This window comes from Empedobacter sp. ULE_I140 (assembly GCF_053482575.1).
The window spans coordinates 1,016,159-1,028,377 of sequence record NZ_JBQMTX010000001.1 but is presented as its reverse complement, the minus strand read 5'-3'; the positions used below and the strand labels follow the sequence as shown (position 1 = coordinate 1,028,377).

General features: G+C 32.5%; 13 protein-coding genes. 2 read left to right on the top strand and 11 right to left on the bottom strand.

Annotation, left to right across the window (positions count from 1 at the left end; translation table 11 throughout):
* Positions 1-10 precede the first annotated feature (10 nt).
* The 3 genes from ACTS9J_RS04915 to hisE form a co-directional block, all read right to left on the bottom strand.
* On the bottom strand, positions 11-226 hold the full coding sequence (locus ACTS9J_RS04915; protein WP_260509645.1) for a GNAT family N-acetyltransferase: 216 nt from the start codon (positions 224-226) through the stop codon (positions 11-13).
* A 281-nt stretch (positions 227-507) separates the two neighbouring features.
* Positions 508-1,284 (bottom strand): M48 family metalloprotease, encoded by a 777-nt coding sequence (locus ACTS9J_RS04910; protein ID WP_286495379.1) that lies wholly within the window; start codon positions 1,282-1,284, stop codon positions 508-510.
* Between the two features lie 18 nt (positions 1,285-1,302).
* On the bottom strand, positions 1,303-1,647 hold the full coding sequence (gene hisE, locus ACTS9J_RS04905; RefSeq protein ID WP_125350653.1) for a phosphoribosyl-ATP diphosphatase: 345 nt from the start codon (positions 1,645-1,647) through the stop codon (positions 1,303-1,305).
* Between the two features lie 230 nt (positions 1,648-1,877).
* On the opposite strand from hisE, the gene gcvP reads away from it, so the two are divergent.
* Complete coding sequence (gcvP, locus tag ACTS9J_RS04900; protein ID WP_448352945.1) at positions 1,878-4,733, top strand: aminomethyl-transferring glycine dehydrogenase; 2,856 nt, start codon at positions 1,878-1,880, stop codon at positions 4,731-4,733.
* Between the two features lie 149 nt (positions 4,734-4,882).
* Positions 4,883-5,593, top strand: a complete 711-nt coding sequence (gene aqpZ / locus ACTS9J_RS04895) for an aquaporin Z (protein WP_291063192.1) — start codon at positions 4,883-4,885, stop codon at positions 5,591-5,593.
* A 25-nt stretch (positions 5,594-5,618) separates the two neighbouring features.
* Here aqpZ and ACTS9J_RS04890 read toward each other — a convergent pair whose 3' ends face one another.
* The 8 genes from ACTS9J_RS04890 to ACTS9J_RS04855 all read right to left on the bottom strand — a co-directional run bounded on the left by ACTS9J_RS04890 (position 5,619) and on the right by ACTS9J_RS04855 (position 12,136).
* Positions 5,619-6,320 carry a hypothetical protein gene (locus tag ACTS9J_RS04890; RefSeq protein WP_448352944.1) on the bottom strand — a complete coding sequence of 234 codons (702 nt, stop codon included), beginning with the start codon at positions 6,318-6,320 and terminating at the stop codon, positions 5,619-5,621.
* Positions 6,317-6,655 (bottom strand): PadR family transcriptional regulator, encoded by a 339-nt coding sequence (locus ACTS9J_RS04885; RefSeq protein WP_291077437.1) that lies wholly within the window; start codon positions 6,653-6,655, stop codon positions 6,317-6,319. The genes ACTS9J_RS04890 and ACTS9J_RS04885 overlap by 4 nt, the downstream gene beginning before the upstream one ends.
* A gap of 127 nt (positions 6,656-6,782) precedes the next feature.
* Positions 6,783-6,977: a hypothetical protein gene (locus tag ACTS9J_RS04880; protein WP_291077439.1), complete on the bottom strand. Its 195-nt coding sequence runs from the start codon at positions 6,975-6,977 to the stop codon at positions 6,783-6,785.
* Positions 6,978-7,067: 90 nt separating this feature from the next.
* Positions 7,068-7,976 carry a M28 family metallopeptidase gene (locus ACTS9J_RS04875; RefSeq protein WP_448352943.1) on the bottom strand — a complete coding sequence of 303 codons (909 nt, stop codon included), beginning with the start codon at positions 7,974-7,976 and terminating at the stop codon, positions 7,068-7,070.
* A gap of 39 nt (positions 7,977-8,015) precedes the next feature.
* The gene (locus ACTS9J_RS04870; protein WP_286496397.1) at positions 8,016-8,684 is read right to left on the bottom strand and encodes a sterol desaturase family protein; all 669 of its coding nucleotides are present in this window, start codon (positions 8,682-8,684) and stop codon (positions 8,016-8,018) included.
* Between the two features lie 133 nt (positions 8,685-8,817).
* On the bottom strand, positions 8,818-10,101 hold the full coding sequence (locus ACTS9J_RS04865; protein WP_125350643.1) for a citrate synthase: 1,284 nt from the start codon (positions 10,099-10,101) through the stop codon (positions 8,818-8,820).
* Between the two features lie 80 nt (positions 10,102-10,181).
* Complete coding sequence (gene eno, locus ACTS9J_RS04860; RefSeq protein WP_221856624.1) at positions 10,182-11,474, bottom strand: phosphopyruvate hydratase; 1,293 nt, start codon at positions 11,472-11,474, stop codon at positions 10,182-10,184.
* A gap of 311 nt (positions 11,475-11,785) precedes the next feature.
* The gene (locus tag ACTS9J_RS04855) at positions 11,786-12,136 is read right to left on the bottom strand and encodes a hypothetical protein (protein ID WP_448352942.1); all 351 of its coding nucleotides are present in this window, start codon (positions 12,134-12,136) and stop codon (positions 11,786-11,788) included.
* Between the last annotated feature and the right edge of the window lie 83 nt (positions 12,137-12,219).

Here is a 12,219-nt window from a genome sequence, read left to right as displayed (position 1 = left end):
TTTTAAAGCTTTAACAAATAAAGCCAGTATTTTTTATCAAAAATTGGTTTTGTTCTTTGTTCATTACAAAACCTAAATCTTCATAAAGATGTCGAGCTGAATTCATAAATTCTGATGTATGAAGTGCGATAATTTTTTCATCTGATTCTTTTGCAAATAAAATACAAATTTTTATTAATTCTCTACCTATTCCTTTTCCTAAAAAATTAGGATGGACTCCAACCATTCTCAATTAAGTCCAATCTTTTTCGAATATTTCGGTAGGATTTCCTTTCGAAACTAAAAAAGCCATACCAATAATCTGATTATCGAATTCGCAAACAAAACAAGTAGATTTGGAAAGTAAATCTCTATACGATTGTTATGCACTTAAAAAAGAGTACATCTTATTCCAATTCAAAGGGTTTAAAACATGTTCGAATTGTTGATAAGAATCTATCCCAAGAGTACGAAGATTTTCAACATCAGATAATGATGCTTCTCTATAAGTTAAAACCATATATATTTCTACTGACTTCTGTATTTCTCAATTGCAGCTTTTATTTTTTCGCGACGATTAGATGGTGATGGATGCGTACTCTGAAACTCTGGAACTTGGCTTCCTCCCGAAGCTTCTTCCAAAATATCCATTACACCAATCAATGCTTCTGGATTATATCCTGCTTGAATCATAAATCGAACGCCCAAATCATCAGACTCCAATTCATCATCACGACCATATTTCATGTTCACCATATTTGCCACAACTTGCGCATAATAAGCCGAATTTGCGTCTCCAGCTGCAACACCTGCCGCTCCTGCAATTCCTTGCGAAAGTTCTTGTTTCGACATTTGTTCTGCACTATGACGCGCAATAACGTGACCAACTTCGTGTCCCAAAACTCCAGCCAATTGATCTTCGTTTTGCAAACGCGTCAACAAAGCTTCGGTAATAAAAATTGGGCCACCAGGCAATGCAAAAGCATTTACAGTTCGATTATCTGCTAACACATAAAACTGAAATGGATAATTCGTTTTATGCGCATCACTAGTATTGACCACTTTCGCGCCTACTCGTTTTACAAGTTCTTGGTATTGGGCATTGCGAGATAGTCCACCAAACTCTTGAGCCATTTGCGGAGCCGAATTAATTCCCATCGCAATTTCGTCATCTTTGGTTAATGAAATATATTGCTTTTCGCCTGTAATTTCATTGACTTCCGAAGAAGAAAAATATTTTATAACAGAAAAAATAACAATTGCTGCGGCAATTATTAATTTCATCGACGTTCCGCCCTTTTGCATATCAATATAAGGTGTTAATTATTTTTTGTGCCTTTTCTTTAAAATCTCCAAAACATCTTTTAATTCAAAGCCACGCGCATGTAAAGCCATAAGGTAATAAAAGAAAACATCTGCCGATTCTTCCAAAAAGTTTTCGTCGTTATCTTGTTCCGAAGCAATCACCATTTCTACGGCTTCTTCCCCCATTTTTTTAGCGATTTGCGAATTACCTTTTTTATGAACACGTTTCATTTTAGATTTTTTCGCATCCTCTAATTTCGCCTCTTCCATCATTATTTCCAATTTCTTTAAGAATGGAAATTTTTTCTCTTTTTTGACTTCAGAAGTATTTTCATTTAGTTCCATAAAATCGTTTGTTTTCATAGATTTTTTTAAACGTAGAATAAATTTAAGAAATTCTACCGAATTATTTATCTCAATTCTATTGCCAATATTACTATTTTTTGAAAAAAAAGAAAGTTTTTATTCACATTTATTTCTAAAAAAATAAAATTCTAATCAATTCATTCAATTAATTTTTAAGATTGTTGTTCACTTTTATTTTAAGATAAAAAAACGTATTTTTACGCGAAAATAAACATAGCGCAAACACAATGAACACAAACGATTTTTCCATTAGACATATTGGAAACAATGCGCAGCAAGCAGCTGAAATGCTTTCTGTTATTGGGAAAGATTCTATTGATTCTTTAATTGAGGCAACAGTTCCTCAGAACATTCGATTGAAAAATGCTTTGGATCTACCAGAAGCTTTATCAGAATTTGAAGCTATTAATCATTTAGCTGAAATCGCTTCAAAAAATAAAAAAGTAAAAAATTATCTTGGATATGGATATTATGGTACAATTTTACCAGCACCAATTCAACGTAATATATTAGAAAATGCTGGTTGGTACACAGCTTATACACCATACCAAGCGGAAATTGCGCAAGGACGTTTAGAAGCTTTATTAAATTTCCAAACTGTTATTTCTGATTTAACAGGTTTACCTATCGCAAATGCCTCTTTATTAGACGAAGGTACTGCATGTGGTGAAGCAATGCACATGTTATTTGAATCTCGTTCTCGTGATCAAAAGAAAAACAATGTCAACAAATTTTTTGTAGCAGACAACTTATTCCCTCAATCTGTAGCAGTTTTAGAAACGAAAGCACACGGTTTAGGAATTGAATTAGTTGTTGGAAACTTTGAAACAACTGAATTAACAGAAGAATTCTTCGGAGCGATTGTACAATACATCGGAAAAGGAGGACAAATCAATAATTATAAATCATTTGTAGAAAAAGCAAATGCTGTTAACGTAAAAGTTGCTGTTGCAACAGATTTATTAGCTTTAACATTATTAACACCTCCAGGTGAATGGGGAGCTGATATCGCAATTGGTACTTCTCAACGTTTTGGTGTTCCAATGGGATACGGTGGACCACACGCAGCTTTCTTATCTTGTACAGAAGAATATAAGCGTGTAATTCCAGGACGTATTATTGGAGTTTCTCAAGATCGTTTAGGAAATTATGCATTGCGTATGGCTTTACAAACGCGTGAACAACATATCAAACGTGAAAAAGCAACTTCTAACATTTGTACTGCACAAGTATTGTTAGCAGTTATGGCTTCTTTCTACGCGGTTTATCACGGTAAAGATGGTTTACAATATATCGCTGATCAAATCCATACTAAAGCAGCTGTTTTACACGGAGGTTTAGAGCATTTAGGATTTAAATTAGTGAATACAAATTTCTTCGATACAATTCAAATTGAGGTTGAAAACTCTGACGAAATTGTGAAGATTTTTGCAGAAGAAGAAATTAATGTAAATGGATTCGAAAACGGAAAAATTTCAATCACAATTGATGAAATGACTTCTGAAGAAGATATTTTTGAAATTTTAAGTGTTTTTGCAACAATTAAAAACACAGAAGACGGTTTCGAATTTGAAGTAGATGATTCTTATTTACCTCAAGATTTAATCAGAACTTCTGATTTCTTAACACACGAAAACTTCAATTTATATCATACAGAAACAGAATTAATGCGTTACATCAAACGTTTAGAACGTAAAGATTTAGCGCTTAACCAATCGATGATTGCATTAGGTTCTTGTACAATGAAATTGAATGCTGCAACAGAATTATTGCATATGTCTTGGGAAAGAATGGGGAATGTTCACCCTTTCACTCCAAAAGATCAAGTAGAAGGTTACCAAACATTAATCAAAAACTTAGAAGATTATTTAGCTGTAATTACAGGTTTTGATGCAACTTCTTTACAACCAAATTCTGGTGCACAAGGAGAATATGCAGGTTTAATGGTTATTCGTTCTTACTTTGAGGCAAAAGGAGAAGGACACAGAAATGTAGTGTTGATTCCACAATCTGCTCACGGAACTAACCCTGCTTCTGCTGCAATGGCTGGAATGCAAGTTGTTGTTGTGAAAAACTTAGAATCTGGTGAAACAGATTTAGTTGACTTGAAAGAAAAATGTGAAAAACATAAAGATAACTTAGCTGCATTGATGATTACTTATCCATCAACTTATGGCGCTTTTGATAGCAATATCGAAGAAGTTACTGAAATGATTCACGCATACGGAGGTCAAGTTTATATGGACGGTGCAAATATGAATGCACAAGTTGGATTAACTTCTCCAGGAAATATTGGTGCAGACGTTTGTCACTTAAACTTACACAAAACATTCGCTATTCCTCACGGAGGTGGAGGACCTGGTGTAGGACCAATTTGTGTTAAAGCACACTTAGCTCCTTTCTTAGGATCTTCTCCATTAATCGAAACTGGAGGAAAAGAAGCGACAAATACATTTGCTGCAGCTCCTTATGGTTCTGCGTTCATTTTACCAATTTCTTACTCTTACATTTTAATGTTAGGAGCAGAAGGTTTATTGAAAGCGACACAAGGTGCAATTTTAAATGCTAATTACATGAAAACTCGTTTAGAGAAACATTTTGACATTTTATATACAAATGGAAACAATGTAGTGGCACACGAATTTATCTTAGATTGTCGTCCATTCAAAAAAGCAGGTATCGAAGTTACTGATATTGCAAAACGTTTGATTGATTACGGATTCCACGCACCAACAGTATCTTTCCCAGTTGCTGGAACGTTGATGGTAGAGCCTACAGAATCAGAAAACAAAGCAGAATTAGATCGTTTTTGTGATGCATTAATTTCTATTCGTCAAGAAATCGACGAAGTTGCAAACGGAGATTATCCAGTTGACAACAATGTATTACACAACGCGCCTCACCCAATTCACTTGATTACAGCAGACGAGTGGAAATATCCTTACTCTCGTTCTAAAGCTGCATATCCAGCAGAATGGGTTCGCGAGCGTAAATTCTTTGCATCTGTTTCTCGTATTGATGATGCTTACGGAGATCGTAACTTAATTTGTACATGTGCTCCTATCGAAGCCTATATGGATTAATTATTCTAGAAAGAATATATTATAAATACAAATCGCTCTGAGAAATCGGAGCGATTTTTTTATTGAAATAATTTAAATGTTTAAAATGTTTGTATTTCTTAATTTTTTTTAAAATTCATTCTAACTAAACTTTTAATATTAAAACATTTATGAAAAATTATGCTGCCGAGTTTTTCGGTACTTTTTGGTTAGTTTTCGGAGGTTGTGGTAGTGCAATCTTTGCAGCTGGTATTCCCGAATTAGGAATTGGTTACGCTGGTGTTGCATTAGCATTTGGTCTTACTGTGTTAACAATGGCTTATGCAGTTGGTCATATTTCTGGAGGACATTTCAACCCTGCTGTCTCTTTCGGATTATTTGCTGGAGGACGATTTGATGGAAAACAACTTATTCCTTATATTATTTCACAAGTACTCGGAGCAATTGCTGCAGCTGGTGTATTATACTTAATCGCATCTGGAAACTCAGATTTTGCAATTGAAAATACCAAAGCTGGTGCATTCGCTTCCAATGGATATGGAGCCTTTTCTCCACATGGTTATAGCATGTTATCTGCTTTTCTAATTGAATATGTCTTAACAGCCTTCTTCTTAATTGTTATTTTAGGTGCTACAGATAAATTTGCAAACGGAAAATTTGCTGGAATTGCAATTGGATTAGCCTTAACATTAATTCACTTAATTTCTATTCCAATCACTAACACATCCGTAAACCCTGCCCGTTCTACATCACAAGCTATTTTTATAGGCGGCGAACCTTTAACACAATTATGGTTATTTTGGGTTACACCAATCGCTGGCGCAATTGTAGGTGGATTAATTTATAAATTATTATTACAAAAAGACGAAAGTCAAGCATAAAATAAAAGCTCCGAATGAGCTTTTTTTAATTTATTATTAAATGATATTCTGGATACAATTCCTTTATTATTTCTTCGGAATGCTTAGGTAAATAATAGCACGAAACATATAAAATTAAAAATAATAGGGGTAACAATATAGCTGCACCTAAATTCAAATAAAAGAAATTAACATTAAAATGAAGAATTGACTGAATACCTAAATTAAATATTCCCGAAGCAGCTGAAATAGATATAAAATTTTTATAAATCGTTTCTACCAAAACTAATTTTATACCCAAATTTTTTGTTTTACGTTTATATTCCCTATTCAATCGTATAAGTTGAAAAATACTAAAACCATAAAAAAGTATTACTACAACAGCAAAAGTAATTTTTTCATCAATCAAAGTAAAAAGCATATAAACAAGAGCAAAAGGTAAAATCAATCCAATGTATTCTTTCGTTTTTAGATGATCTAAAATTGCTCTATTAATCAGTTTTTTATATTTCTTCTGAAGTTCTAATTTCCTGTTGTCAACAATATCTGAAAATCCAAATACACCAAATTTTTTAAACTCAATTTTTAAAGCATCTTCAAAAGAAATTGTTTCATCAAAATTCCATTGCTCTTCAATTCCACAAGCCAAATGATCAACTAACTCAATCTGTAAATCATAATATTCTACATAATGATTCTTAGTAAATTGAAATAATTTTTCAATTTCAATCTCATTTAATTTTCTCATAGATTAGACAATTTAGGATTAATTAAATTCTGTATTTGATCTATTGTTTCATTCAGTGACGCTAATCGATTGACAGTTTCTTCTTGTCCAATTTCGGTTAATTTGTAATACTTACGGATTCTTCCATTTATTTTTACTGCTTCAACTTCAATTACATTTTGGGTTTCGAGCTTATGTAAAATAGGATACAGAGCACCTTCTTTGATTTCAAATTGATTATTAGAAAGGATTTTTATTTTACTTATAATCTCGTAACCATACATTTTACCATTATCTTGTAATAATTTTAAGATAATTGGTTGTAAGGTTCCTTTATAAAATTGAACATCTATCATATACCTAATTTACTTATGTATAATAAAAATAATATTTTTTTTTAATTATTCTCCTCTTTCAGTAAAAAATCTGTAAAATAATATGTTAATTAAAACATAGGATTGTTCGAAGCTTCCTGTTACAATTCTATTCCTTTGTTTTGATGTTTTCTTTGTATACAAAATGTTTTAATAATCGCAATACAACATAAAGCACAATTAATACAATTCTATATTTGTATAATTTTTCTAATCCTTCGATTGGAAAGAAATTAACCGAAAGAATTAAAAATAACAAAATTGCAAGAATACAACAACTTAAAGGATTGATTAATTTACTCATTTAGATCATTTTCAATATTAGTTGATTTTTTAGATTACTTGTTACAAAATATGGTAAACAAAAATCCGTTCAAGTAGAACGGATTAAATTTTATTTTAAATATTTTGGTGCTTCATTATTCTTCATCATTTTATTTAAGCTACGTCCAATTCCTTTTGTGATTGTTGAAAGATTTTTAAAATTAATCACCGAAATTTCATCATTAACTTGATGATAATGATTTTGATTTTCCATATTGACCGATGAAAGTGAGTGAGAAACCACCTTATGATTGACAAAGTTTACATTATCCGAACGATAAAATAATTGCTGTTGTAAATAAGGATCGTGCTCTACGTTAAACGTTTTGCAAGAATTTTTATTCATAATCTCCATCAAATCCGAACGATCACTTCCTGTCATATACACTTTACCTTCGCCAAAAGCAGATACCGTTCCAATCATTTCTAAATTCAACATCACTTTCATTTGCGGTAAATATTTTTGGAAATCCGGATTTTCAACCAACATTTTAGAACCAATTAATCCAATTTCTTCTGCATCAAAAGCCATAAACATCATGTTTTGCTTCACTTTCTTATTCTTAAAATAATCAGACAACGCCATTACAGCCGATGTTCCACTTGCATTGTCATCTGCTCCATTAAAAATTTTATCCTCACCTTTGTCATCTGTTCCAACATGATCAAAATGCGCACCTACAGCGTAAATATCAGTCGATTTACCTTCTTTGATTCCGCAAACATTTTGTCCTGTTTTGCCTTTATATTCAAATTCGATTAAATATGAATCACCAACACAAGGTTTTAATTTATTTTGTTTGAATTTTTCAGCAATAAATTCAGCAGCCAATCGATTTTCGGGCGTTCCAAATTTTCGACCCTGCATAGCATCAGAAGCTAATTCTTCGACATATTTCTTTTGATTTTCTTTTGAATATTGCGCGTTTGCTTGATTGAAAGCAAGTAATCCAATTGCAAGTAAAGTATATTTTTTCATTTTTATATGTGTGATTAATTTGACGGAAGATACGAAAAATTAACTTTTCTTCTCAAACATCAATTCTTTTACTTTTTCTTTGTCTTCTTTTTCATTCTTTAGGTCGAACATTGTTCCGAAAATACGATCCCAAAACGTATTGGAAACGCCAAAACCTAATTCTTCGTCTTTATAATGATGCAAATGATGATTACGCCAAAGTGGTTTCATAAACTTGAAAGGTGGTGCAATAGCATGAATCAAATAATGCATAGATGCATACAATAAATAGCCAATCATAAAACCAGGAAAGAAAGCAAAGGCATATTTCCCTAAAATTAAATATTGAATCAAGAAAATGATTGATGCCAAAAGAATACTTGGAACTGGAGGCATAAACAAACGTTGTTTATCGCGTGGATAATGATGATGATTTCCGTGAAAAATGTAAACAATTCGTTTTAGACTTGGTTGTTCGGCTGTCCAATGAAAAAGATAACGATGCGCAAAATATTCGAACAAGGTCCAAAATAGCATCGCACCAAAAAAAATTGAAATAACTGTTATTGTAGATAAGTCGTAGCTATAAATACCATAATAAATACAATAGGAAAGTAGAGGAATGTACATTCCCCAAATAACTGCGGGATGACCTTTTGTCAACATTTCGAGGTATTTGTTTTCGAAGATTTGCGCTTGACCTTTATTATGTATTTTCTCAAATTTCATGGTTACAAAATTTAATTTACTTAAAAATAAGGTTTTAACATATTTTAAACAAACAATCTCTAAAAATTAATTGTTAAAAAAAATCCGAAAATCAAAGTTTGATTTTCGGATTATATGATAAATAAGAAAATTCTTATCTGTTTTCAATTTCAACGTAATCACGTAATGGTGCTCCTGTGTATAATTGACGAGGGCGACCAATTGGTTGATTTGTTTCGCGCATTTCCATCCATTGTGCAATCCATCCTGGTAGACGTCCAACAGCAAACATAACTGTAAACATTTCAGTTGGGATATCTAACGCTTTGTAGATAATTCCTGAATAGAAATCTACGTTTGGATATAAGTTTCTTGATTTGAAATACTCGTCTTCTAAAGCAGCTTGCTCTAATTTTTTCGCAATATCTAAAATAGGATCATTGATTCCTAATTTCTCTAAAACGTTATCCGCAGCTACTTTGATGATTTTCGCACGAGGGTCAAAGTTTTTATAAACACGGTGTCCAAATCCCATTAAACGGAATGGATCGTTTTTATCTTTTGCTTTAGCTAAGTATTTTTCAACATCTCCACCATCATTTTTGATCGCTTCTAACATTTCTAATACTGCTTGGTTAGCACCTCCGTGTAATGGTCCCCATAATGCAGAAATACCTCCAGAGATAGAAGCAAATAAACCTGCATGAGAAGAACCTACTAAACGTACACTTGATGTAGAACAGTTTTGCTCATGATCCGCGTGTAAGATTAATAATTTGTCAATTGCATCAATAATAACTGGATCTAAGTCTAATTCTTGACCTGGTTTTTTGAATAATAATTGATAAAAGTTTTCTACATAAGATAATTTATCGTTAGAGTAGTTAACTGGTAATCCTTTAATTTTTCTTTGTGTCCAAGACGCTAATACTGGGAATTTACCTAATAAAGTAACTGCCGCTTTGTACATATCATCTGGAGAAGTAACATCAACAACTTTTGGGTTGAATGCTGATAAAGCAGCTGTTAAAGATGTTAATACTCCCATTGGGTGAGCAGAACTTGGGAATGCATCTAAGATTTTGATTAAATCTTCTGACACATAGTTATACTCATTAATATCAGCGATAAATTTATCTAATTCAGCTTGTGTAGGTAATTCTCCTTTGATTAACAAATACATTACTTCTACGAAAGAAGATTTCTCTGCTAATTGTTCAATAGGATATCCACGGTACATCAACTTACCTTCTTCACCATCTAAAAATGTAATTTTAGATTCGCATGCCCCTGTATTTTTGTAACCTGGATCCATTGTGATTAATCCAGTAGCACTTCTTAACTTGGAAATATCAATAGATTTTTCATCCATTGTACCAGTTGTAACAGGTAGCTCCAACTCATTTCCGTTGTAATTTAATATTACCTTATCTGACATTTTATAGTTTATATTATTTATTGCGTAATTTACACTTTTTTTATTAATTTGAGACTGATAAATATCAGTCTCAAATTATTTTATCGCTTAACTTTAAAAGCCTTAAGCCCTGGAAAAATTGCAGTTTCTCCAAGAATCTCTTCAATACGTAATAATTGGTTGTATTTCGCCATACGATCAGAGCGAGAAGCAGAACCAGTTTTAATTTGTCCTGTGTTCAAAGCAACAGCTAAATCTGCAATTGTAGCATCTTCTGTTTCTCCAGAACGGTGAGACATAACTGCTGTATAACGTGCATTTTGCGCCATTTGTACTGCTTTGATCGTTTCTGTTAACGTACCAATTTGATTGAATTTTACTAAGATAGAATTTGCTGTTTCAACATCAATTGCTTTTTCTAATTTAGTTACATTCGTTACCAATAAATCGTCTCCAACAATCTGAACACGTTTACCGATTTTATCTGTTAAGATTTTCCAACCTTCCCAATCGTTTTCATCCATACCATCTTCGATAGAAATAATTGGATATTTCTCTGTCAATTCTGCTAAATAAGCTGCTTGCTCTGCAGAAGTACGGATAGCTCCTTTCTCTCCTTCGAATTTTGTATAGTCATATTTTCCATCGTGATAGAATTCTGATGATGCACAATCTAATGCAATCATAATTTCTTCACCTGCTTTGTAACCTGCTTTTTCTATTGCAGAAATTACAGTATCTAAAGCATCTTCTGTACCATCAAAAGTTGGTGCAAATCCACCTTCGTCACCTACTGCTGTAGATAAACCACGATCGTGTAAAATTTTCTTTAATGCATGAAAAACTTCAGTTCCTTTGCGTAACGCATCAGAAAAAGATTCTGCCTGAACTGGCATAATCATGAATTCTTGGAACGCAATAGGCGCATCAGAGTGAGAACCTCCATTTACGATATTCATCATTGGAACTGGTAATGTGTTTGCATTAACCCCTCCAATGTATCTAAACAATGGTAAACCTAATTCTTCTGCTGCAGCTTTTGCAACCGCCAAAGAAACACCCAAAATTGCATTAGCACCCAATTTAGCTTTGTTTTCAGTTCCATCTAAATCAATCATTACTTGATCGATTAAATTTTGTTCGAAAACAGAAAAACCAATTAATTCTGGAGCAATCACTTCATTTACATTCTCGATAGCTTTCAAAACTCCTTTACCTAAGTACAAGTCTCCACCATCACGTAATTCTACTGCTTCATACTCTCCTGTAGATGCTCCTGATGGAACAGCTGCACGACCTAAAACACCTGATTCTGTATACACGTCTACTTCTACAGTTGGGTTACCACGAGAATCTAAAATTTGTCTTGCATGGATATGCGAAATAATGCTCATTATTAATATTTTTTAATTGATAAAATTTTGATTTACCAAAAATAATGGATTTGAGTAATCTTTACAACGAAATTATCTTTTTTTAAAAATAATTTAATTCAAAAACAATTCGAAAAATTTATGCATGCATAATAAAGAAGTATAATTTCGATGCCTGCAAAGATTATTATTTTTTGAGTGAATTAAAAAAACTTTAGATAAAAAATTTAATTCGTTATGGTAATCACACCATTTGGACTTGCATATACTTGGTAAGTCCTCATATCTCTAACTGCCTTTGTATCTTTAATAGGCATTCCGTTAATCAAAGCTCATTTTGCTCCATCAACCTCACATTCTATAAAAAAATCTTCTTTTACAACCAATGTAGATTTTTCAGTTGGGCATATATGTGGGGCATTCCGATCATACGCTTTATAACCTGAGGCTGTTCGTACTACAATTATTCCTCTTGTACCTGCCATCGTTCCATTTACATAAACCCAACCACCTGGATTATTAAGATTAGAATATAATGGTAAATTGATATTGATTGATACATTCACAATTGTATTTGGCACACAACTTACTGTACCATCATCTGAATTGCAGCCTTGAAATAAGCCAGCAAAAACACTAACCAAAATAACCTTATTTAGAATCGTTTTAATAAATTGTTTCATTTTTAATTTGCTGTATTTTTTTTATTATCTTTGTAGTACAATAACTAAATAGTCCTGCGCATAGTATTACATATGTGTAGGAT